Source organism: Burkholderia lata (genome assembly GCF_000012945.1).
Taxonomy (GTDB): domain Bacteria; phylum Pseudomonadota; class Gammaproteobacteria; order Burkholderiales; family Burkholderiaceae; genus Burkholderia; species Burkholderia lata.
Window position 1 is genome coordinate 497,498 of the sequence record NC_007511.1, and the last position, 23,388, is coordinate 520,885.

19 protein-coding genes and 1 pseudogene are annotated in these 23,388 nt (G+C 66.6%); 8 read left to right on the forward strand and 12 right to left on the reverse strand.

Features of this window, described 5'->3' with window-relative positions:
- Positions 1–101: 101 nt before the first annotated feature.
- The 4 genes from BCEP18194_RS25025 to BCEP18194_RS25040 form a co-directional block, all read right to left on the reverse strand.
- Positions 102–1,004: a hypothetical protein gene (locus BCEP18194_RS25025; RefSeq protein ID WP_041493183.1), complete on the reverse strand. Its 903-nt coding sequence runs from the start codon at positions 1,002–1,004 to the stop codon at positions 102–104.
- Positions 1,005–1,099: 95 nt separating this feature from the next.
- Entirely contained in the window at positions 1,100–1,318 is a 219-nt protein-coding gene (locus BCEP18194_RS25030) for a hypothetical protein (protein WP_011354057.1), read from the reverse strand.
- A 235-nt stretch (positions 1,319–1,553) separates the two neighbouring features.
- Entirely contained in the window at positions 1,554–2,204 is a 651-nt protein-coding gene (locus BCEP18194_RS25035) for an NADPH-dependent FMN reductase (protein ID WP_041493184.1), read from the reverse strand.
- Positions 2,205–2,514: 310 nt separating this feature from the next.
- Complete coding sequence (locus tag BCEP18194_RS25040; RefSeq protein ID WP_011354058.1) at positions 2,515–2,820, reverse strand: NIPSNAP family protein; 306 nt, start codon at positions 2,818–2,820, stop codon at positions 2,515–2,517.
- 279 nt (positions 2,821–3,099) lie between these two features.
- Between BCEP18194_RS25040 and BCEP18194_RS25045 the strand changes: the two genes are divergently transcribed.
- The 3 genes from BCEP18194_RS25045 (at position 3,100) to BCEP18194_RS25055 (ending at position 7,095) form a co-directional block, all read left to right on the forward strand.
- Entirely contained in the window at positions 3,100–3,888 is a 789-nt protein-coding gene (locus tag BCEP18194_RS25045) for a GNAT family N-acetyltransferase (RefSeq protein ID WP_011354059.1), read from the forward strand.
- Between the two features lie 359 nt (positions 3,889–4,247).
- Positions 4,248–6,332 carry a potassium-transporting ATPase subunit KdpB gene (gene kdpB, locus BCEP18194_RS25050; protein WP_041493460.1) on the forward strand — a complete coding sequence of 695 codons (2,085 nt, stop codon included), beginning with the start codon at positions 4,248–4,250 and terminating at the stop codon, positions 6,330–6,332.
- A 64-nt stretch (positions 6,333–6,396) separates the two neighbouring features.
- Complete coding sequence (locus tag BCEP18194_RS25055) at positions 6,397–7,095, forward strand: response regulator (protein ID WP_011354061.1); 699 nt, start codon at positions 6,397–6,399, stop codon at positions 7,093–7,095.
- 8 nt (positions 7,096–7,103) lie between these two features.
- On the opposite strand, the gene BCEP18194_RS25060 is transcribed toward BCEP18194_RS25055, so the two are convergent.
- From BCEP18194_RS25060 to BCEP18194_RS25070, 3 genes are all read right to left on the reverse strand, one after another.
- The gene (locus BCEP18194_RS25060; protein ID WP_011354062.1) at positions 7,104–7,757 is read right to left on the reverse strand and encodes a lytic transglycosylase domain-containing protein; all 654 of its coding nucleotides are present in this window, start codon (positions 7,755–7,757) and stop codon (positions 7,104–7,106) included.
- A 115-nt stretch (positions 7,758–7,872) separates the two neighbouring features.
- Entirely contained in the window at positions 7,873–9,231 is a 1,359-nt protein-coding gene (locus BCEP18194_RS25065; RefSeq protein WP_011354063.1) for a DUF3999 domain-containing protein, read from the reverse strand.
- Complete coding sequence (locus tag BCEP18194_RS25070; protein WP_011354064.1) at positions 9,228–12,629, reverse strand: DUF2339 domain-containing protein; 3,402 nt, start codon at positions 12,627–12,629, stop codon at positions 9,228–9,230. Before BCEP18194_RS25070 ends, BCEP18194_RS25065 begins: the two co-directional genes overlap by 4 nt.
- 483 nt (positions 12,630–13,112) lie before the next feature.
- Here BCEP18194_RS25070 and BCEP18194_RS25080 point away from each other — a divergent pair.
- The 4 genes and pseudogenes from BCEP18194_RS25080 to BCEP18194_RS25095 form a co-directional block, all read left to right on the forward strand.
- Positions 13,113–14,404: pseudogene (locus BCEP18194_RS25080) on the forward strand (quaternary amine ABC transporter ATP-binding protein); the annotation flags it as partial.
- A complete protein-coding gene (choW, locus tag BCEP18194_RS25085) occupies positions 14,397–15,293 on the forward strand; it encodes a choline ABC transporter permease subunit (RefSeq protein WP_011354067.1) in 897 nt (298 codons plus the stop codon). The pseudogene BCEP18194_RS25080 and the gene choW, both read left to right, overlap by 8 nt.
- Positions 15,294–15,401: 108 nt before the next feature.
- Entirely contained in the window at positions 15,402–16,400 is a 999-nt protein-coding gene (locus BCEP18194_RS25090; protein WP_011354068.1) for a GlxA family transcriptional regulator, read from the forward strand.
- 98 nt (positions 16,401–16,498) lie between these two features.
- Positions 16,499–17,446 (forward strand): choline ABC transporter substrate-binding protein, encoded by a 948-nt coding sequence (locus BCEP18194_RS25095; protein WP_011354069.1) that lies wholly within the window; start codon positions 16,499–16,501, stop codon positions 17,444–17,446.
- A 166-nt stretch (positions 17,447–17,612) separates the two neighbouring features.
- On the opposite strand, the gene BCEP18194_RS25100 is transcribed toward BCEP18194_RS25095, so the two are convergent.
- The 4 genes from BCEP18194_RS25100 to BCEP18194_RS25115 form a co-directional block, all read right to left on the reverse strand.
- Positions 17,613–19,031, reverse strand: a complete 1,419-nt coding sequence (locus BCEP18194_RS25100) for a bacterial transcriptional activator domain-containing protein (protein WP_011354070.1) — start codon at positions 19,029–19,031, stop codon at positions 17,613–17,615.
- A gap of 141 nt (positions 19,032–19,172) precedes the next feature.
- Positions 19,173–20,078 carry a leucyl aminopeptidase gene (locus tag BCEP18194_RS25105; RefSeq protein WP_157687233.1) on the reverse strand — a complete coding sequence of 302 codons (906 nt, stop codon included), beginning with the start codon at positions 20,076–20,078 and terminating at the stop codon, positions 19,173–19,175.
- A gap of 131 nt (positions 20,079–20,209) precedes the next feature.
- Positions 20,210–20,338: a hypothetical protein gene (locus BCEP18194_RS42285; protein ID WP_021163990.1), complete on the reverse strand. Its 129-nt coding sequence runs from the start codon at positions 20,336–20,338 to the stop codon at positions 20,210–20,212.
- 338 nt (positions 20,339–20,676) lie between these two features.
- The gene (locus BCEP18194_RS25115; RefSeq protein WP_041493462.1) at positions 20,677–21,102 is read right to left on the reverse strand and encodes a PACE efflux transporter; all 426 of its coding nucleotides are present in this window, start codon (positions 21,100–21,102) and stop codon (positions 20,677–20,679) included.
- Positions 21,103–21,249: 147 nt separating this feature from the next.
- Here BCEP18194_RS25115 and BCEP18194_RS25120 point away from each other — a divergent pair, with 147 nt between their 5' ends.
- Positions 21,250–22,179: a LysR substrate-binding domain-containing protein gene (locus BCEP18194_RS25120; RefSeq protein ID WP_011354073.1), complete on the forward strand. Its 930-nt coding sequence runs from the start codon at positions 21,250–21,252 to the stop codon at positions 22,177–22,179.
- Positions 22,180–22,224: 45 nt separating this feature from the next.
- Here the strand turns inward: BCEP18194_RS25120 and BCEP18194_RS25125 are convergent, their stop codons facing one another.
- A complete protein-coding gene (locus BCEP18194_RS25125; RefSeq protein ID WP_011354074.1) occupies positions 22,225–23,373 on the reverse strand; it encodes a WD40/YVTN/BNR-like repeat-containing protein in 1,149 nt (382 codons plus the stop codon).
- Between the last annotated feature and the right edge of the window lie 15 nt (positions 23,374–23,388).

The following is a 23,388-nucleotide window of genomic DNA, read 5'->3' on the forward strand; positions in this document are numbered from 1 at the left end:
CGATGGAATTCAGCGGCCCGAGGTTTCGATCGCCGAGCGGGCTTGGCCCGGTTGCCCGACCTGACAACCGGGCAACCGGACTCTTGCCCGGGACGGCTTTCCTACTTCTTGAGAAACCGCAGCGCAAACCGCGCCATGCGCGGCACGAACATCGGGCGCAGCAGGCGCTTGTCGTAGCCGGCCATCCGCCGGTCGTTCTCGGCGAGGCACAGTTCGATCAACTCGCGCGGGTTGAGCGCGTCGCCGATGTCGCCGGTGCCGGTCGCCGGGAAGTTCGCGTCACGTGCGACGCCGTCGGAATCGATGCCGCGCGCGATGCCGATGCGCTCCCGGATCAAATGCACCCATACGGCTGCGACCCGCGCAAAGAACCACGGCCGGCGCCACCACGGAAGCGAGCGCCAGTACCACGCGTACCAGTTCACGAAGAACAGGATGTGGCGGCCTTCTTCCTGGATCACCGGCTCGAAGGTGTCGACGAGTTCGGGCGGGAAATAGCCGGAGCGCTGCGCGGAACGGAACAGGCCGAACGCGAAGAAGCTGTCGATGCATTCGCTGAAGCCCGTGACGATCCACCACCACTCGGGATCTTTCGGCGCAGGGTATGCCGGTTCGGGGGCGAGCCGGATGCCGTAGGCTTCGACGAGCTTCGACAGCACGACCTTGTGCCGCGCTTCCTCGCCGCCGTCCATCTCGAGTGCGCGGCGCAGTAGCGGATTGCCGATTGTCGCCGCATAGGTTGCCACGCGGATCGATGCGCGGCCTTCGGTCTGCACCGCGATGTCCCAGATCGGCAGCGACGTGAGCCGTTTGAGCTCGGCGGGCTTGAGCGCCGGCCAGTCGATTACCGCCGGCTTGTACGGGTTGTGTGTGTCGAGCAGCATGCGACAGAACATCTGCATGTGCGCATCGGAACCGATCCGTACCGGACCTTGCTTCTCGAAGGTCCAGTTGCGCATTGCGTGATCTGCGGCTGCATGCTCTTCGTGCAGCGTGTCACTCATGGCTGTTGTCATACGTTTACGGGTCGAAAGATTTTTGCATAGCTTCCGTAAACGCGTATTTTCGAGCGGCCATGCGCACGCCGGCCAGGCGTGCGTCACGCGTTCGTGTCGACCCAGAGGCGGCCCCAGCGGGACGCGTAGGCCAGCGCGTGCTCTTCCTCGAAGAAGAAATCGATCGCGTCGAACGAAACGGCGCGTGGCGACGGGCCGCCGCTCGCTTTTTCGATCGTCAGGTTGGCGGCGAACAGCCCGTTCGGCAACCGGGCGGCAGCGGGGGCGACTTCGTAGCCCTTGTAGCGGATCGTACGGTTCATGGCGTGCGCGGAGAAAGTTCGGAGGTTCAGCGTACGAAAACCCGCTCGCGGCGTGAACCAATCTTTCGGCCAATGCAAATCACGCAGCGGGCCGAATCGTTATCGGCACGGGGCGCGGGGAAGGGCGAGCGGGGAGCAGCGTCGGCGTGCACGGCGCGTGGCCGTTCGTCCGAATGCGCACCGCCCGCGCCGGCGAACGTGGTCGGCCGGGCGCGGGCGGTGGAAGGCGGGAAAATTACTGGTTGGCGATCTTCAGCACGGGCGCAAGCGCGTCGACCGATGCTGCATGCGAAGCCGCGCGATGCGATGCGAACGCGAGCGCGAACTCGGCCGCCTGCGTGCCGACCGTCTCGAGCTGGGCCACGACCTTCGGATCCGAGCAGCTGTCGGCACTGTCGAAGCGCGTTTCGAGCGTATTCACGGTCGCGCCGAACGGCGTCGGCCAGCCGCGCAGCGCATGCACGATCGAACGCAGCGATGTCAGCACGGTGCCGGCCGCCTGCCAGCCGTACGCGGTGACGATCAGGCCGACCGCGCGGCCGTCGAGATACGGGCGATCGTCCGCGCGCAGTTCCTCGAGCGTGTCGAGCGCGTTCTTCACGAGGCCGGAGACGCCGCCGTGATAGCCGGGCGTCGCGATGATGATCGCGTCGGCCTGGCGCACGGCGTCGATCAGGTCGCGCTGCGCGTCGGTCAGCGTTTTGTGTTCAGGCGCGTAGTGGGGCAGCGTATGCAGGAACGGGCCGTCGAACAGCCGCGTGCGTGCACCGGCTGCCTGCGCGCCGCGCAACGCGAACGACAGCGCGCGTTCGGTCGACGACGCTGCCCGGGTGGTACCGCCAATGCCGACGACGAACGGGCGGCGGTGTTGATCGAATGCAGTCAAGGGGCGCTCCTTGGGGATGGCTTGCCCGGCTAAGCACAGGCTTAAAACCAGATGGTAACGACCCCGCCGCCACTCTGAAAACGACTTTTCGTTCTATCGATATGCCGTGCGGCAGGGGCAATCGTGTGCGCGGCCGCCCAGATCGATAGCAGAAATGCTTGGTTGGGACGGCGCGCCGTGGTCGATAACATGGGCCCGTCTCCTCCATGATGTCTCTACTGACATGGGTTGGCCCCGCCGCGCGGATGCAGGCGGGGCTTTTTTTTGTCCCGGCCAGGAAAGGGGGCGCGATGCGCCGGGCGCTTGCCCGTTACTCGAACACCGGCCGGAAGAAGCTGCGCTCGTAGCTGACGATGCAGCGTGTTTCCTCGGCGTAGCGGAATGCGGCCTGGCAGGCCGGATCGTCCATCGAGCGTTCGCGGTAACGCTCATACTCGGCGAGGCTCGGGAACGAGAACATCGCGAGCGCGATGTTGTTCGCCCCTTCGGATGGCAGGAAGTAGCCGTGATGCGTGCCGCCGAATTTTTCGACGAGCGGAATCCACATCTTGCCGTACGTTTCGAACTGGTCGAGCTTGTACGGATCGATGACGTAGCGAAGGAAGCAGGTGATCATGAGCGCGCTCGGTGAAGGAAGGAATCCGCGAGTCTGGAAGGCGCCGCCGCATGTGTCAACGGTGTTCGCCGACGCGTGATCCGGCCGCGGGTCGCATTGCTTGCGCAAACAACGATCGGCGCGCTGTCATGCGTTCGCAACGATGCGCGCGGCGCCGTGGCACGCACGGTCGAGATCGTCCCTCCCGCACGCATTTCCCCAAACTTTTACGACATTTTTTCTTGCGAGGGCGGTTGGCGCGCTCATAGACTTCGGGCATCCCAACCACGGAGCAAGGCAATGTCGATACCCTGGAACGTGATCGCCGAACGGTCTCCCGCCGCGCCGCCTTCAGTGTGCGCCGATCGGGTGATCGTGCGGCGTTTCGATCCGGCCTTCGACAGCTATGCCCAACTCACGCCGATGCTGCATCGCGCGTTCGCGCGGCTCGGCGCGATGGGGCTCAACTGCACGTGTGTCGACCAAAGTGAGGACGTCACGCGCCGCCGCGCGGAAGCGGGCGAGTGCTACGTCGCCGTGTGCGGCGGACGCGTGATCGGCACGGCCACGCTGTATGCGACCGATCCGTCGTCGGCGTGCTCGCTGTACCGGCGCGAAGGTGTCGCGAGCGTGCGGCAGGTGGCGGTGGATCCCGATTGCCAGAGCCGCGGGATCGGCGCGTTGCTGCTGTCGTTCGCCGAGCAATGGGCCGCGTTGCGCGGCTATACGCTGCTCGCACTCGATACGCCGCATCCCGCTTCGCACCTGCTTGCGTTCTACGGCGCGCAGGGTTTCGACGTTGTCGACGTGATGCGCTTCGACGGCAAGCGCTACGACAGCGCGATCCTTTGCAAGCGGCCGATCGCGCAGGTCGCGCGCCGCGTGTCGCCGGCGTCGCGCATGGCTGTGCGCGTGGCGGCCGTGCGGCGTCTCGCGTATGCGTTGCCGGCGCGCGTGGTCGCAGCGGCCCGGCGCGGCCAGCACGTGCGCCGCGGCGCAGGCTGGGCGGCACGACGCGCGGCGGGGGCCGCGAGTTGCCGCTCGTCGCCGTGGCGTCCGCGTCAGCACGGGCGCTACACGTTCGGCTGAACGCTGCGCGCCGGTTCGTTTTCCTGCTTTGCCGCGTAAACGCCGAATGAGCGGAGTGTGGCGCTCCCGCTCGTGTACGGCCCTTGAGACACCCCCGCCGCGCCGCGGCGAAACCGGCGTTTACGCGCTTTTTATACCTCGACGCGATCCTTTGCCGCGATCTTCACGCGAACCTTCATAAGATGGTTGCGTGGAAACGGAAGCCGCACGCGAAAACGCGCAACGGCAGCCGGCTCGCCTGACCGACGCCGGCTGCCGTTGCGCGAGCGCGCCGGCAAAAGGAAACCGCCATGTCTCTCCCTCCCATGACAGGTCCGCGTCCCGCGCAGCCAGGCCATGCGCGCACGGCCGTGCGCTCGATGTTCGACCCCGCGCTCGTGCGCCCGGCGATCGCCGATTCGTTCAGGAAACTCACGCCGCGCACGCAGTTCCGCAACCCGGTGATGTTCTGCGTGTACGTCGGCAGCATCCTGACCACGATCCTGTGGATCGCCGCGCTGTTCGGCCAGGCCGAAGCGCCCGCCGGCTTTATCGTCGCGATCGCGCTGTGGCTGTGGTTCACCGTGCTGTTCGCCAACTTCGCCGAAGCGCTCGCCGAAGGGCGCTCGAAGGCGCAGGCCGCATCGCTGCGTAGTGCAAAACACAACGTGGTCGCGAAAAAGCTTGCGGCGCCGCGTGCGAAGGCGGCCGTCGAAGTGATGGCGTCGACCGACCTGCGCAAAGGCGACGTCGTGCTCGTCGAAACCGGCGACACGATCCCGGCCGACGGCGACGTGATCGAAGGCGTCGCGTCGGTCGACGAATCGGCGATTACCGGCGAATCCGCACCGGTGATCCGCGAGGCGGGCGGCGACTTCTCGTCGGTGACGGGCGGCACGCGCGTACTGTCCGACTGGATCGTCGTGCGCGTCGCCGTCAATCCGGGTGAGGCGTTCCTCGACCGGATGATCGCGATGGTCGAGGGCGCGAAGCGAAAGAAGACGCCGAACGAGATCGCGCTGACGATCCTGCTCGTCGCGTTGACGATCGTGATGCTGCTCGCAACCGCCACGTTGCTGCCGTTCTCGACGTTCGCGGTCGAAGCGATGAAAGCCGGCCATGTCGTGACGATCACCGCATTGGTGGCGCTGCTCGTGTGCCTGATCCCGACGACGATCGGCGGGCTGTTGTCCGCGATCGGCGTGGCCGGGATGAGCCGGATGATGCAGGCGAACGTGATCGCGACGTCGGGCCGCGCGGTGGAAGCCGCCGGCGACGTCGACGTGCTGCTGCTCGACAAGACTGGCACGATCACGCTCGGCAACCGCCAGGCGTCGGCGTTCGTGCCCGCGCCGTTCGTGACCGAGGAAGCGCTGGCCGATGCCGCGCAACTGTCGTCGCTCGCCGACGAAACCCCGGAAGGCCGCAGCATCGTCGTGCTCGCGAAGCAGCGTTTCAACCTGCGCGAGCGCGACATGCAGGCGCTGCATCCGGTGTTCCTGTCGTTCAGCGCGCAGACGCGGATGAGCGGTGTCGACCTGTTCCCCGCGGGTTCTGCTCCCGGGGCGGCTGGCCGCGAGATTCGCAAAGGTGCGGCGGACGCGATCAAGCATTACGTCGAGTCCCACGGTGGCCGCGTCACGCGCGAAGTCGAAGCGGTCGTGACCGACATCGCGCGTCGCGGCAGCACGCCGCTCGCGGTGGCGGAGCGGGTGGACGGTGTCGCTCGCGTGCTCGGCGTGATCGAGCTGAAGGACATCGTGAAGGGCGGCATCAAGGAGCGCTTCGCGGAGCTGCGCAAGATGGGCATCAAGACCGTGATGGTGACGGGCGACAACCGGCTGACGGCCGCGGCGATTGCAGCGGAAGCGGGTGTCGACGATTTCCTCGCGGAAGCGACACCGGAAACCAAGCTCGCGACGATTCGCGAGCACCAGGCGGCAGGCCGTCTGGTTGCGATGACGGGCGACGGCACGAACGACGCGCCGGCGCTCGCGCAGGCCGACGTCGCCGTGGCGATGAACACGGGTACGCAAGCGGCGAAGGAAGCGGGCAACATGGTTGACCTCGACTCGAACCCGACGAAGCTGATCGAGATCGTCGAGATCGGCAAGCAGATGCTGATGACGCGCGGGTCGCTGACGACGTTTTCGATCGCGAACGACGTCGCGAAGTATTTCGCGATCATCCCGGCCGCATTCGCGACGACGTATCCGCAATTGAGCGTGCTCGACGTGATGCACCTCGCGTCGCCGTCGTCGGCAATCCTGTCGGCGGTGATCTTCAACGCACTGATCATCGTCGCGCTGATTCCGCTCGCGCTGAAGGGCGTGCGCTATCGCCCGCTCGGTGCCGCGCCGCTGCTGCGCAGGAACCTGCTGCTGTACGGCCTCGGTGGCGTGCTGCTGCCGTTCCCGTTCATCAAGCTGATCGACATGGTGCTGGTGGCATGCGGATGGGCGTGAGCATGGACACGCACTGTGCGGCGCGGTTAAGCGCGCATGACGCACCGGACGGAGGTGCTGCCGGATGAGCAAACCGACCGTCGTCATCGTGATCGTCGACGAAGACAGGTTCATCCGGCATTTCGTCCGTGTCGCGCTGAAGGCCGAACGCATGCACGTCTGCGAGGCCGCGACCGGTGCGGCGGGCGTGGCGGCCGTCGGCGCACGACGGCCCGACCTGATCGTCGCGGACACGAACCTGCACGACATTGGCGGCACCGAACTGATTCGTGCGCTGCGCGCGTGCTCGGCTGCGCCGCTGATCGTGCTGTCGGCGCTGAGCGCGGAAAGCGACAAGGTGGCCGCGCTCGACGCGGGCGCAGACGACTACCTGACCAAGCCGTTCGGCGCCGCCGAGCTGATCGCGCGGATTCGTGCGCACCTGCGGCGGCAAGCCGGCGGCGGGCGCATCGATGCGGTACGTGTGTGCTTCGGCGACGTGACCGTCGATCTCGCCGATCGCCAGGTGTTGCGCGGCGGGGCGCGCGTGCATCTGAGCCCGATCGAATTCCGGTTGCTGGCCGCGCTCGCGCATCACGCGGGCCGGCTGCTCACGCACGACCGTCTGCTGAGCGAGGTGTGGGGCGCGACGCACGGCAAGGATGCGCACTATCTGCGCGTGTATGTCGGCCACCTGCGGCGCAAGCTGGAGCGCGATCCGCGGCGGCCCGCGTACATCTTGACGGAGACGGGTGTCGGCTACCGGCTTGCCGGCGCGCGGTAGCGACGCGCTCAGGGGTTCGCGGCCGTCCGCAGTTCGTCGCTCGTTGCGCCGTTCGAATGGCGCAACTGCGCATCGAATTGCTGCACGCGCAGCGCGACCCGCTGCGCATAGCGCTTCGTGCCGCCGTTGTAGCGCACGAGCGCGGTTTCGACGTCGCCATCTGCGTCGTCGAGATAGCCGCGGAAGATGGCCGCGCCGATCCGCACGTTGGTGGCCGGATCGGACAGATCCTTCACATGCGCGACGAGATCGCGATGGGCGGTGGGCAGCACCTGCATCAACCCGCGCGCGCCGGCGACACTGACCGCGTGGCGATCGAAGCCCGACTCGACCGCGATGATCGCGAGCAGCAGCGCCGGGGCAAGCCCGTAGCGGTCCGATTCGGTCTGCACCGCGCGCGCGATCGTGCGTGCGTCCGCATACGCGACGTGGAAGCGATTGCGCAGCGCGATGACGATCGTGTCGAGGGTGGGGGGCGGCGATGCTTCGGGCGTGCTGGCGGCGGTGACCGGTGCTGCGGGCGTGTCGTCGGCATGCGCGGGCAATGCGATCGACAGCGGCAGCACGATCGGGAGGAGCAGCAGAAAGCGCTTCAGCCGCAGGGCCGGGCGCACGCGCGTGCGCGGCGCCGGCCGGTCATACGATGGATAGGTTTCCTGCATGTCGTCGCATCGTGGTTCCGATGCGACGACTGTACGCAGTTATGCGTTGCGACCGTCGAAAGAAACAGGTTCGCCCGATAAATGGCGCGTAAAGACGGGCGACAAGCGCCTTGCGTCATCCGTCGCGGCCGTGCGTATCGCCGCCGCCTTTCGCGAGGCGCCACGCAATCGTGCCGAGCACGCCGACCGCGACGACCAGCGCGCCCCACAGCACGTAGCGGCGCGGTGCGTCCGTATCGACGGCCGGCGCCGGTGCGACCGCTGACACCGGCAACGCCGCGCCGACGCGTGCGGGCCGCACTTCGGGCGCCATGCCGACCAGCAGCGCGTCGCGACTCACGGCCGACGACACCAGCGACGCATCGCCGACGCCGAGCGTAAACGGCGGTGTGCCGCGCGCGACGAACGTCAGCGCGGCCGGATGCCAGCCGACCGCGACGGCCGGCTGGCCGCCACCGAAGCCGCCGTTGCGCATGTCGACGACGATCCGCCACGCGCGATCCGTATTCGCCGCGAACTCGAGCGGCGGATTGCGCTGCTCACCGGCCTTGCCCTGCAGCCGGAACAGCACGGCACCCGCGACGTCGCGCCACGGCGCCTGCGCGTCGGCGCGGCTCTGCAACGTCGCTCGCGCGACGGTGTTCGGCTGTGGCAGGTCGATGCGCACGCGGTCGACCGGATATGCGCCGTCGGTGTCGAACAAGTACTCGCCAGGCGTGCCGCCGGCCCGTACGCGCACGGCGTCGCGCCATTGGCGCGGCACGGACGCGGTGTCGGTCCCGCGCGCATCGCGCGGGTGTGTTTCGACGTCGATCGACGTAACCGCGGGCGCGCCGTCGAGCCAGTCGAGCCGCAAGTAGCGCGGCGCTGCGCCTTCGAGCGCGATGCGTTCCTGCACCAGCATGGCGTCGCCGTGGCCGACCTTCAGGAGCTGCGTGCTGCCGAGCGAGCGCCAGCTGCGCAGGTCGTCGCTGGCTTCGACGGCGACACGCCCCTGGTAGCTGTCGTCGCCGATGTGCACGAGCAGCGCGTCGATGTCGCCGTCCGCATGCGACAGGTCGACGAGATCCGCGCCGTGCTTTGCGGGCACCGGTGCGGCGACGCCCGCGCGCAGCGCGCCGTCCGGGCCGACCGTCACGCCGAGCGGCGCGTTGCCGTTGTCGGCGCGCGCGGGTGGCAGCGGAAACCAGTGCACCGGCGTGCGTGTCGGCGGGACGGCGGGCACGGCCACTGCGGGCGCGTCGAGCGAATACGGCACCGGCTCGCCCGCGCCGTTGAAGATGCGCACGTCGCCGAGGTCGTCGCGCCGGCTCGCCGCATAAACGGGCTGCGGCACGGTGAGCTGGTAATACGCGGCAGTGCCGTCGAGGTCGAGCGAGAAGCGCTGCGCGGCGTGCCCGGCACCCGGCATGCCGTCGGCCGCCGCGAACGACGCGAGCAGGCTCAGTCCGAGCAGGGCGGTGAGTCGTTTCATACTTTGTCGTCCTGCTGCGCCGCGGCCTTCGGCGGCAGCGGCGAGAAATACCCGATCAACAGCAGCAGCACGCCGATGCCGATGAACGACACGATGCGCTCGATGCCGGTCACGTGCGACAGGTCGAACAGGAACAGCTTGACGACCGTGAGCGCAAGCAGCGCGGCGCCGACGAACCACAGCGGACGCAGCCCGCGGCGCGTCGCCCAGATCGTGATCGCAAGCGCGCAGAGCGTCCAGTACACGGACACCGACGCCTGCACGAGCGTCGATTCCGCCATCGCGCCGAGTTCGTACGGCACGCCGGCCCAGTGATGCAGCGTGCGCAGCAGGATCGCGTTCAGCCACAGGAACGCGGTTGCGCCGGCCGCACTCAGCAGCGCGACGCGATGGATGTCGAACGACCAGCCGAGCTTGCGCGCACGCACGAACCACGTCGCGGCGAGCGCATAGACGACCGCGAGCACGAGGTCGAGCGGGTTGAAGAGCGGCACCCGCGCCCAGCTTCCGCCGTCCTGCGTGAAGTTCGCATAGAAGGTCCACACCCACATCACGACGATCAGCGGCAGCGACGCGAGCGCGCACACGCGGGCGATGCCGTCGCGACGCGTCAGCCACATCCCGGCGAACGCGAACAGGCTCCAGCCGACCATGAACACCTGCTGGATGCCGAACGACGACAGCACGGTGTCGGTGTCGTAGACCATGTGGAAGCGGTGATGCAGCGTGCGCAGCATCAGCGCGTTGAACCACAGGAACACGGTGGCGATCGCTGCGTAGTCGACGACGCGCGGATGCCACGCGATACCGAGCGTTTTCAGGCGGCGCAGCCACACGGCGAACGCGACGAACACCAGGAACTGCGCGATGTCGAGCGGGTTGAGCAGCGGCAGCCAGAAGAGCGGCGCCGCGTTGCCGTCGCTGATCACACTGGCGATGCTCCACAGCCACAGCAGTGCGGCGAGCGGTGCCGCGCCCCACACCTGGTACGCACGCGGAAACGCCGCGACGGGCCAGCGCAGCCGCGAGCCGGGGCCCGACACCAGCAGGAGCAGCGCGCCGAAGCCGTAGGCCCACGCGCTCCAGCTCCACGCTCCTTCGGGCACGTACGCGCGCAGGCGCCAGAAGCCTTCGAGCGACAGCAGCCCGCACACGGTCCAGAACATCAGCGTATGCAGCGGCGCGATGATGCCTGCCGAGATGGATGGCGCGACGCCGGGCACCGTGCGTTGCGCGGAATCGGCGCCAGCCGTGCCGCGCGACTGGCGCCATAGCAGCGCGAGGCCTGCGCCGACGGCGACGGGCCACGCGAACGCGCCCATCCCCGACAGCGGCGCTTCGTGGGCATCGAACGCACGCAGCGCAAGCAGCGCCAGCACCGGCGTCAGCGCGAGCGCGGGCCATTCGGCGAGCGGCCACGCCAGCCGGCGGCGCGCGACATGCGCGAGCCACGCGGTGCCGGCCGCGAACAGCGCGGTTGAATCGACGACGAAGCGGTCGGCATGCAGGTCGACGTGACGGCTCGCGTAGACGAGGATCTCGTGCAGCCCGCCGCTCACCCACCACAGCAGCCCCCACGCAGCGGCGGCGGCACCGATCTCGGGCATCCACGCACGCCACGCGCGTGCTTCGCCGCGTCCGTGCAGCCACCAGCCGGTGAACACGCCGGCGAGCGCGATCAGCAGCATCGCGATGGTCGGGCTGTTGAGCACCGGCAGCGCGGTGGCGTCGGCCGGCCCGAGCAGGCTCGTGAAGAATGCGCCGGCGGCGGCAACCTGCATCAGCAGGCCGAAGCCGAACCGCAGCATGCGCTTCTCGCGCACGCCGAGCCAGACGACGGCCGCGCCTTCGATCGCCCACGCGGCGCTGGTCGTCGGGCCCGAGAACGCGAGCGGCACGGCCAGCGTCGCGAAGATCACCGCGAGCGCGAGCGTAGATTCGAACAGCAGTGCGAGGCGGTCGCGGCGCCGCGCGAGCCATGCGGTGACCACGACGTAGAACGCCGACAGCGCGACGGCGCTCCACGCGAGCCCGAACGGCATGTCCTTCACGAGCGACGCCTGCAGCGCGGTCGCGACGATCGGCGTGCCGAACACGAGCGTGCCGTCCACGTAGTGCCGCAGCGCGATCTCGCGCTTCACCGCATACAGCAGCGCGATGCCGACATACATCAGGAAGAACAGGATGAGGAACGGCTCGGTGCTCGCGAACAGCGCGGGGCGGTAGGCCGTCACGCCCCACGCCGAGCCGATCGTGAACGTGAACACGAAGCCGAGCAGGTTCAGCGGACGCCAGGCCTTGAACCAGGCGATCGCGAAGATGCCCGCGTTCAGCAGCGCGTAGTAGCTGAACAGCGCGACATGGTTGCCCTGGCCGGTCGACAGCAGGACCGGCGCGAGAAAGCCGCCGGCGGTGCCCATGAACGCGAGCGGCAGTGCGTTCTGCCGCACTGCGAGGAACGCGCTCAGCGCGCACACCGCAACCATCAGCGGGAACGCGGCGCCGACGGGCAGCAGTGTGTACAGCTTGGTCGCGGCGAAGATCGTCAGGTACAGGATGCCGACGCCTCCGCCCTGCAGCACGAGCCCGTACGCCGCGCGGCGCGTACGGACGCGCCAGCCGATCGCGAGCAGCGCGGCCGCGGCGAGCGCGGTGCCGGCGAGGCGGAATTCGATCGGCAGCATGTTGTTGTCGGCCGCGTACTTGAGCAGGAACGCGACGCCGAAGAACAGCACGATGATCCCGACGCGCACGACCGTGTTACCGCCGAGCAGCCAGTCGCGTGCGGCGCGGAATGCGCGCTCGACGAGGTCGGGTTCGCGCGGCTTGGGCGGGGCGGGAGGAACCGACGGTGCGGGGGGCGGAGCAGCAGGTGTTTCGCTCGCGCGGATCGCGGCGGCCGGTGTCGGTGCCGGCGTGGCGGTGCGAGCGGGTGTGGGAGCCGGTGCCGATGCGGATGCCGGTGCGTCCGAGCGTGCGGCGGCCGGCTGGGCAGGCGCGCGCGGCGGCAGGGCGACCGAAGGCGGGACGGGTGCGGACGGGGTGGCAGAGGCAGTACCGGTGGGCGTGTGCACGGTCGCGTCAGTCGTGGCCGTGCCGGCCTTCGTGCCGGCCAGCTGGCCACGCAGCGATGCGATTTCGCGCGTCAGCGTTTCGACGGTCGCTTCGAGGCGCGCGACGCGCTCGGCCAGCGGAACCGGCGGCTGGGCGGGCGGCGCCTGCATCGCGAACGGGGCGGGTGTCGCGCCTTTGGCCTTGCGCTTGCGCTGTTGCAGCGTGTTGTCGAGGCAGAACCCGATCGCGGCGCCGAGCACTGCGCCGGTGATGGCGGAGAAATCCCCGATCAATGCGGCAATCCCGCCCACGATGAAGCCGATTGCGGTAAAAGCCCAGTTCATCTCGCCTTGCTCCCTCTCTCGTATCGTTATCGGCCTGCGATCGGATGTTTGCCGATCGAGGCGGTATCGGCATGGCCGGCAGGCGAACCGGCATGCGCTGCTGATCACGGTGGCCGTAATGGCGGCCTGCGTCCCGATCAGCCTGTTGGCGGGGAATGTATCACAGCGGCCGTTGCGGATTTTCCGGGTTGGCGCGGTATCGCGGCGTGCACCGTCCGGTGTCGCCGCGCGGCTTTTTGTACGGTCATGCTTTTTACTGGTGGATGCGATGCGCTTTCGTCTGAGCAGATCGACGCGTGATCGGACGTGAAATTGTCGTAAAGCGACGCGTGCCCGATGCGAATTGGCGCAAAGCGCAGCGCGATATGTGCCGCGCTGCTGCGCACAAGTCCGGCGCGCGATGCCCGCCGTTGTTGGCCGTGCGCGTATTGCGCCGCCGCAATCGGGTGCCGCCGCGTGCAGCGGCCCGCCCGGCGGGGCTGGAGGCCGTGTCGTATTTGCGCAAGCGTTTGTCGTAATTCGTCGGCAGGTCGGGGTTTTTTCTGGCAACTATGTAGGCACGCTAAGACAAGCGCGAGTCCCCGCTACACGAGGAGAAGGTTTCGATGGATGCCCCCAAGGTCGTGGTCGAAGGTCTGTGCAAGGTGTTTGGAAGCAACCCGCAGCAGGCGCTCGACATGCTCGCCGCCGGCGCGACGAAGGACGATGTGCTCAAGCGCACCGGCCAGGTCGTCGGCGTGCACAACGTCTCCTTCGATGTGCAGGAAGGCGAAATTTTCGTGCTGATGGGCCTGTCCGGTTCCGGCAAGTCGACGCTGATCCGCCTCGTGAACCGGCTGGTCGATCCCAGCGCCGGCAAGGTGATGATCGACGGGCTCGACGTCGCGTCGGCACGCCGCTCGGCGCTGACCGCGCTGCGCCGCAAGGACATGAGCATGGTGTTTCAGTCGTTCGCGCTGATGCCGCATCGCTCCGTGGTGTCGAATGCCGCATTCGGCCTCGAAGTCGCGGGTGTCAGCAAGAAAGAACGCGAACGCCGCGCGATGGAGGTGCTCGAGCAGGTCGGCCTCGCACCGTTCTCGCACAAGCTGCCGTCCGAGCTGTCGGGCGGGATGCAGCAGCGCGTCGGCCTCGCCCGCGCGCTGGCCGTGAACCCGTCGCTGATGATCATGGACGAGGCGTTCTCCGCACTCGATCCGCTCAAGCGCCGCGAAATGCAGGATGTGCTGCTGCAACTGCAGAAGGAACAGCGCCGCACGATCATGTTCGTGTCGCACGATCTGGAAGAAGCGCTGCGTATCGGCAACCGCATCGCGATCATGGAAGGCGGCCGGCTCGTGCAGGTCGGCACGCCGCAGGACATCATCGCGAACCCGGCCGACGATTATGTCCGCGCGTTCTTCGACGGGATCGACACCAGCCGCTACCTGACGGCCGGCGACCTGATGCAGACGGGCGCCGTGCCGATCGTATCGAAGTGCGATGCCGCGAACGTCGCGGCGACGCTGAACGGCAGCGCCGACTATGCGTTCGTGCTTGATGCGCAACGCAAGATTCGCGGCTTCGTCACGCGCGATGCGATCGGTCAGGCCACGCCGTCCGTGAGCCCGATCGAATCCATCCGGCGCGATGCGTCGCTCGAACATGTCGTCGCGCGCGTGGTCGCGAGCCCGAATGCGCTGCCGGTCGTCGACGACGACGGCTGCTACTGCGGCTCGGTCGATCGTGCGCTCATCCTGAAGGCCATCACGCGTTCGCGAGGTTCCCATGTCTGAAATGATTCCGCTCGGTACCTGGGTCGACCAGTCCGTTCACTACCTGCTCGACCACGACGCAAAAACGTTCGACGCGATCGGCCAGGCGATCGAGGGGCTCGCGGCATTCGTCGAGCATGGCCTGCAGGCGATCCCGATGTGGATGATGATGGCCATCTTCATCGGCATCGGGCTGTGGCGGGTGGGCTGGCGCTTCGCGCTGTTCACCACCGCGTCGCTGCTGCTGATCTTCGCGACGGGCTTCTGGGACCAGACGGTCATCACGCTCGGCCTCACGCTGTCGTCGACGATCATCAGCCTCGTGCTCGGCATCCCGCTCGGCATCTGGGCCGCGAAGAGCAAGTGGGTCGCCGCGATCGTGCGCCCGATCCTCGACCTGATGCAGACGATGCCCGCATTCGTCTACCTGATTCCGGCTGCGATGCTGTTCGGTCTCGGCCGCGTGCCGGGGATCCTGTCGACGGTGATCTTCGCGATGCCGCCCGCGGTGCGCCTGACGAGCCTCGGTATCCGCCACGTGAACCGCGAGATCGTCGAGGCCGGCCAGGCTTTCGGCTGCACGCCGTGGCAGCTGCTGTACAAGGTGCAGTTCCCGAATGCGCTGCCGTCGATCATGCAGGGCGTGAACCAGACGATCATGATGGCGCTGTCGATGGTGATCATCGCGTCGATGGTCGGCGCGGGCGGCCTCGGCAACGACGTGCTCGCCAGTATCCAGCGCCTCGACATCGGCCTCGGTTTCGAAAGCGGTCTGTCGGTCGTGCTGCTCGCGATCATTCTCGACCGCATCACCGAAAGCTTCGGCCGTGCGCCGGGCACCGTGAAGGCGCCGCTGTTCTCGGGTCTCAAGCAGCTGTTTCGCGTGAAGGCTGCGCCCGCACAGGCCTGACCCCCAGCGGCCGGAGCAACCCGGTCGCTTACCCTGAATATAAATAATGGCTTCCGCGGCTTCGGCCGCGGGGCTGGCCCCCTGCAACCTCCTCGCCAGGAGACCGATGTGACGTCCGCCGTCGCTGTCGCGCCCGCTGCCTGCGTTTCACCGGTTTCGTCCCTCGCCCATTTCGGCTTCCTGACGCTGCCGAACTTCTCGATGATCGCGTTCTCGAGCGCCGTCGAAGTGCTTCGGATGGCGAACTACGTCGGGCGTGCCGATCACTACCAGTGGTCGATCTACTCGCTCGACGGCAGCCCGGTGCACGCCAGCAACGGCATCGCGGTACGGCCCACGCAGGCGCTCGACTACACGAACCTGCCCGACGTGATGATCGTCTGCGGCGGCATCCGCATCCGCGACGTGGTCGACGAAGGCGCACGCGATACGCTCGCGGCGCTCGCCGAACGCGGCCTGCCGCTCGGCGGCATCTGCACGGGCGCGTATGCACTGATGTCGAGCGGGCTGCTCGACGGCTATCGCTGCACCGTGCACTGGGAGAACCTGTCCGCGCTGCATGCCGAGTTTCCGCAAGTCGGGTTCGCCGACGAACTGTTCGTCGTCGACCGCGACCGGCTGACCTGCACCGGCGGCACCGCGCCGCTGGACCTGATGCTGAACCTCGTCGGCATGCGGTTCGGCCAGCAGCTGGCCGCACAGGTGTCCGAGCAGTTCATCCTCGAGCGCATCCGCAGCTCGACCGATACGCAGCCGATTCCGGTCGATGCGCGCGTCGGCTTCTCGCGCGCCGAGCTGATCGAGGTCGTGCGGCTGATGGAGGCGAACATCGAGGAGCCGCTGTCGCTCGAGGAGCTCGCGCGGCTCGTGCGGCTGTCGCAGCGGCATCTGCAGCGCATGTTCAAGGTGTACCTGAACGTGTCGCCGACCCACTATTACCTGACGCTGCGCCTGAAGCGCGCGCGCGACCTGCTGCGCACGACCGACGCGTCGATCGCGCGCGTGACGACGGTCTGCGGTTTTCATTCGCCCTGCCATTTCAGTAAGGCCTACCGTGCGCAGTTCGGCCACGCGCCGAGCTACGAGCGCCGGTTGCCGGGGCGCTGACCGACCCTAAGGTCCGCGACGCCGCCGGGATCGTGGCGCGCGGCTTCAATAAACGATCCCGCATTCAAGCAAACGACATCACTTTGAGGAGAAGCAAGATGAAGCGCCTATTGATCGCAGCGGTGTGCGGGATCGGGATAACCGCGCCGATGTCGGCCGTGTATGCGGCCGACCCGCCCGTGTGCAAGAACGTGCGCTTCGCGGACGTCGGCTGGTCCGACATCGCGGCGACCACGGGCCTCGCGTCGACGATGCTGCAGGGCCTCGGCTACAGCCCGACGAAGACGATCGCCTCGGTGCCGATCACGTTCGCCGGCATCAAGAGCAAGCAGATCGACGTGTTCCTCGGCTACTGGTCGCCGACGATGGACCCGATCATCCAGCCGTTCACGAAGGCCGGCCAGATCAAGGTGCTTTCGACGCCGAACCTGACCGGCGCGAAATACACGCTCGCGGTGCCCGACTACGTGTACCAGGGTGGCCTGAAGTCGTTCGCGGATATTCAGAAGTACGCGGACAAGCTGAACGGCAAGATCTACGGGATCGAACCGGGCAACGACGGCAACCTGCTGATCAAGAAGATGATCGACGGTAACCAGTTCGGCCTCGGCAAGTTCAAGATGGTCGAGTCGAGCGAGGCCGGGATGCTGGTCGAGGTGAATCGCGCGATCCGCGACAAGCAGTGGATCGTGTTCCTTGGCTGGGAACCGCATCCGATGAACGTGCAGATGAAGATCGACTACCTGACCGGCGGCGACGACGTGTTCGGCCCGAACTACGGCGAAGCGAAGGTGCTGACGGCGACGCCGCCCGACTACGCGCAGCGCTGCCCGAACGTCGCGAAGTTCGTGTCGAACCTGCAGTTCACGACGTCGATCGAGAACCACGTGATGATGCCGATCATGAACAAGGAAGATCCGAACAAGGCGGCGGCCGAGTGGCTGAAGGCGAACCCGCAGGCGCTCGACAAGTGGCTCGCGGGCGTCACGACGCTCGACGGCAAGCCGGGCCTGCCGGCGGTGAAGGCTTATCTCGGCGTGCATTGAACGACGTGATTGAGCGATCGTCAGGTCCGCAATCGGCTTGACGGACTGGCGCCCCCTTCATCTCGGGAAGGTCCCGGGATGCGGGGGGCGTCGGCGTGCTGGTCCGGCCTGTTCAGGTCGGATTGTTCGCATCGGGCATCAAGCATCAGGCATCAGGCATCAGGCATCAGGCAACGGCATGCATGAGCCACGCCTGGATGCTTCGAACCACGTCGCTCCAGTCACCTTCCCGGGTTTGCCGCAAAGCGGTCGCCTGCCTGATCCACGGGCTCGTCGTTCCCTCGACTCCCCAACGCCAATCGCCACAGGTGTGGGTCGGTACACACGTCCGCATGCCCATCATGGCCGCCAGATTGGCGACGCCTGAATCCACCGCGACCACGGCGTCCAGTTGAGCCATGCATGCCGCCGTGTCGCCAAAATCCCGAATCACCGGCTGGTAGTGACTGACATTGCTGGCCGGCGTGCCTGCCAGCGCCACGGCAGCGGGATGATGCAGATTCACGAAATGCAGGCATTCCGCCATGGAAGGGTGCTCCACGATCTCGTTGATCGCATCGAGCGGCAGGCTGCGGCGGCTGGCCCAGCACCTGACGATGGCGCCCTTTTCGGGCCAGTGTCGTTGAACGCAATCCCAAAACAGTCCGATCAGCTTCTTCCCCGGATGCTTGTCGCGCAGTTGCGCGGCCCATTCGGCCGCGATTCGCTGCTTTTGCGGCGGCACCCGGATATAGGGCGCGAACCATTGTTCCGGCACGCGCGTCTGCCGGGCTTTCAGCATGGGCAAATGGAGCAGTGTTGCATGCAGGTCCGGCGCGAACCCGTCTGCCAATGATTGCAGTTCACGGGGCAATGGCGCATGAAACTGCAGCGGATTGGGTGCGGCGACGACCTCGCAATGCGGCAGTGACGCCTGCATGAGCGCATGGTTCTGCGGATGGCAGGTGAGCATGACGTGCGCGCCTGCCGCCAGCCAATCGGGCACGCAGGCTGCCAGGAGAAAGTTGTCGCCGAATCCGTGTTCGTGCGTGATCAGGACACGCTTGCCGCGCACATCCGATTCACCGTCCCATGCCGGGATGTCGATCGGGCGGTAATTGGCGGACAGGCGCGGAACGTCATCGCGCATGCGCCAATAGGCGAAGCCGCGCGGATCGCCGGCCTTGAGCATCGCCTCGCCCATCGCGAACCCGATCGATGCGGTCATTTCGGCATGGCCTGATTCGGCCATCCGAAAGGCTTCGTCGAGCAACCGGATGGCCTGTGGGAGATCGCCGGCCATCATCAGGCTCATGCCCAGTCGCAAGCGGTAGAGTTCGGGGCGGTTGTGCCGCGACGGATCACGTCGCCATGTATCGGCGGCTTCGACATACCGGCCCAGCAGGTAGAGCGCATCGGCACGTCGCGCAATGAACACGGCGTCGTGCGGATCGAGCGCCAGCGCGCGGTCGGCCCAGGGAAGCATGTCCTCCTCGCGCCGGAGGGCGGTCAGCAGGTCGCAGATGCGATGCAGCAGCGCGGGATCATGCGAAGCGCCTGCGTATTGCGTCTGCGCGACATGCAATTGCTGTTCGAGGTCGACCATGACGATTCGGCTCCGGTGTGCGCGGCCACCGTGCGGGACAGGCGTAACGTGAACCTGCGCGGGCAGGATGCCGAGGGTGGAAATCGCGAGGCCGGCACCTTGTCGGTGCTTCGATGCCGGCCGTGTCGTCGAAGGCGCTCGCTAGACGTGGAACGAGCCGTCGAAGATGACCGTGTCGTCGAACCGAATCGTTCCGGACGAAAACACTAGGTCCAGATGATGGCTGCCACGTTCACCGCCACCGAGGCCGAGGTGCAGCCCGGGGTGGCGTTCTTCGAAACTCGCATTGCGTCCATGCAGCCGGACGTTCAGGTTCGTACCAATCCCGAACTCTTCGACAATCCGGTTTCCCGCACATTTATCCAGATATAACTTGAGGTCGTCCTCGAGCTGTCGATTGGCCGATTCGACGCTGGTCACCTGGCCCCGATCGATCCAGATGTGCAATATCGGGTCGATGACGCCGTACTTGATGGCGAAGGGCACCGTGCTCAGGAAGGTGCCGCCGAATACGACGTTGCCGGTCAGGTCGGGTACCCGGGTCGCCACTTCGCCTGGCATCAAATCGTAGTGGTTGCGGCCATCCAGGCTTTTCCAGGTCTGATCCAGCGTTCCGTGCAGCGAGCCGCCCAAACCGTCGTGAAATTGCACGCGCCGGGCGCGTTGCGCTGCCGCAATGATGCGTTCGTTGCGCACGGCAATGTCGTCGATGCTCTCGGAAAAGGCCTCTTTGAAGAACTCGCCATACTCGCGGAGCAATACCGACTTCTTCCAGTGCTCGGCCATTTTTGGCTTGAGGGGCGGGATGAATGACGGCCCGTGCGGATTGATGTCGGAACGTATCGACGAGTCGTACATGAAGATGAACATGTCACATCGGTCGATTTCCCTGATGACCTGTTCGTGATCTTCCGTGTCGAGCTCGACGTAGGTGAATGAATATTCCAGTTTTTCAGGGCAATGCCGAATGATTGATTGCGCGGTATTTTTCTGGCTTTTGTCCGAGCCGACCAGGATATTGGCGCCGGGCGCGCTTTTCTGCATCATGGCTGGATGTCCGCGGACGCACGAAAAGAAATTTTCGACACTTTTTTCCATCACACTCTCCGGGATATCCAGGTTCTGGATCAAAAAAATGGCGGATCAGTGCGATCCGCCATCATCCGATGGCTGACCGCTTATGCCCACAGAGCGGTTGCGAATGGAATGACTGCGCTGTCTTTCATCATCTCGACCCAATCTTCATGCTGATCTTCCTGCATCCATTCGATCAGCGGGAGATCTTGCTTTTCTTGATTTTCGTTCATGATGATTTCCTTGTTGAGGAATTGAACTGCGAACATCGCAAATCGCCCTCTAAACTTCCGGGGCGGATTTAGCGATTGAGTCGGCGCGTGTGGTTGCGCTGATTATATGGGGTGGGTGCGGGTGATTATCTTGTGTTAATCGTCAACCTACATTAGCAGTTGAATTTGCGGAGCGGCAATGTAACGTAAACCCTATGGCTGTTTTAACTTTGTGAATATATGGGGTGGCGTAAGTCGAGTGTGGGAATTATAAAATTCGAGTGAAGTTTAAAATAGAAACAAACACGTCGATTGATGCCATTCTCGACTATCCGATATTGCGGGGCGGCCTGCCCGGCTCATTGCCCTTTCGTCGCCGCCGGCACGTCGAACACGCGATCGAACGCCCACTGGAATACGAACGCGTAACAGAAGAAGAACGCGAACAGCCCGATGTCGACGACGAACGCGTCGAGCCACGAGATGTCGAGCCACCACGCCACGACGGGCACCAGGATGAAGATCAGCCCGCCTTCGAATCCGGTCGCGTGCAGGATCCGCCGCCCGAGCGTGCGTGCCGGCTGGCGGCGCGACGCTTCCCAGCGTTCGAACAGCGCGTTGAAGATCATGTTCCACAGCAGCGCGATCGCCGACATCGTCGCCGACAGCGCGCCCGAATAGACGAGGTTCTGCTTGAAGATCGCCGCGATCACGGGCGAGATGCAGGAAATCGCGATCGCTTCGTAGAGCACCGCCTGCGTGATCCTGCGCGGTAGGCCTTGCACGTTGTTTCTCCGGTTGGACGCCACGCGCCGCGGCACCGTGCCGCGACGTCCCGCAAGGCTATCCGCGTTGCGTGCCCGCTTCAATTCACCTAATCTCACCCCGATTCAATTGAATTCAACCCGGCCCGATCCGGCCCGCGAGGCCCCGTGTTCTCGAAAATTCCCCTGACCGCTTTGCGTGTATTCGAGTCGTCGGCGCGGCTTGGCGCGTTCAAGGCTGCCGCGGACGAACTGTCCGTGACACCGGCGGCGGTGTCGCACCAGATCAAGTCGCTCGAAAGCCGGCTCGGCGTGCTGCTGTTCGAGCGCGGGGCGAGTGGCGTGCGGCTCACGGACGAAGGCGAACGCCTGTTTCGCGCGAGTCACGATGCCCTGCTCGCATTGAGCCGCGGGCTCGATGCGGTGCGGCCCGAAGCGACCGGCGAGCGCACGCTCGTGCTGACCACCACACCCGCATTCGCCGCGATGTGGCTGATTCCGCGCCTCGGCCGGTTTCGTCGCATCGATCCGCAACTGCACATCAAGGTCGAAACCGGCAACGCGCTCGCGGATCTCGAACGCGATGCGCGGATCGATCTCGCGATTCGCGCGACGTCGCGCACGTTTCCGGCGCTGCACGAGATTGCGCTGATCGACGAGTATTTCGGCGCGTATGCGGCCGCCGGATTCGATGCGCATCGCGCGGATGAGCCGCTCGACCTGATCGAGACCGTGTGGGATACGCCGCTGCCGGTGTCGGTCGACTGGGCGTCGTGGTGTCGCGCGGCCGGCCGCGAAGCGTGGCTCGAGCGCGCGGTGTTTCGTCATTACGATGACGAGCATTACGCGTTGCAGGCGGTGCTGCACGGGCAGGGTGTCGCGCTGCTCAGCTCGGTGCTGGCTGCCGAGCATGTCGCGCACGGGGCGTTGACGCCGATCGAGCCGTCGGTGCGGATCGAGGGCGCGCGTTTCGTCGCGCTGTGCCGGCCGGGGAGGGAGCGCGAGCCGTGGGTCAGGTCGTTTCTCGACTGGATTGAGGCGGAGATTGCGCAGACGCGGGAGGCGGTGGGGCGGATGGGGGCGGGCGTTGAGCGGTAAAGCGGGCCATGCGCGCGGTGCGCGAACCAGCCCGCTTGCACACCATCACCCGAACCGAACACAGTAAACCGGCGGCAAATGCGCAGACACCAACTGCCAGTGTTCCCCCCCATCGTCGGACGTCCATAACCCACCGGTCGTCGACGCCATCGCGAGACGTGTGCCCGAATCGTCCACCGCGAGCCCGTGCCGATACACGAGGTCGTACGCCGGTGCACTCGGCAACCCGTTCGTGAATTGCTCGAAACGGCGCCCGCCGTCGCGCGTGCGCGTGACGACGAACCTGCCGCCCACCGGAATCCGGCACGCGTCCTTCACGGCCGGCACGAACCACGCGGTGTCCGGTTCGTGCGGGTGCACGGCCACCGCGAACCCAAAGCTCGAAGGTTGCGCCTCGATCCGCCGCCAGTGTTCGGCGCCGTCGGTCGAGCGGAAGATCGCGCAGTGATGCTGCGTCCACAGCACGTCCGGGTTGGCCGCACACTGCACGACGCGGTGCGGATCCTGCATGTTTGGTTCGCCGCGCCGCTCGGGCGGCATGTAGTCGGCTTCCATGCCGTCGGCGGTCACTCGCCATGTCGCGCCGCCGTCGGCCGTCTGCCAGACGCCGCCGCACGAGATGCCGATCGTCACGTGCCGGCTGTCGCGCGGATCGACCATCACCGAATGGATGCCCGGCGCGTCGTATCCGCCGCCGCCCCATTCGGCGCGCTCCGGGCGATCCCACAATGCCCGGTTGAGCACCCACGAACTGCCGCCGTCGTCGGAGCGGAACAGCCCGCCCGGAATCGTGCCGGCCCACAGCACGCCCGGCTCGTCGGCGCCGCCGGCTTCGAGCGACCAGATCTGCTGGAGCGTCCACGGCGGCTGCGGCGGGCCGGGAGGCGCGTCGTCGTCGTCGCCGGTGCCGGCATTCACGCGGGCGCTTGAGGGTGAGGCGTCGGCGGGCTGCGGCGGGTAGACGGGCACCGCGCATTCCTCCCAGTCGGTGGCGCCGGCGCGCTGGCGGTGCAGCTTGACGCCGAAATGGCCGAGGTTCAGCGCGGCATACAGCGTGCCGTCGCGCGGGTCGGCGAGCGCCATGCTGACCGGCTCGCCGGCGAAGTGCGGCTCACCGAGCGTCCATCCGCCGTGGCCGTCGGGCTGCAGGACGAACAGGCCCTTGCGGGTGGCGACGAGCAGTCGATCGTTCATGTGCGATGTCTCCTG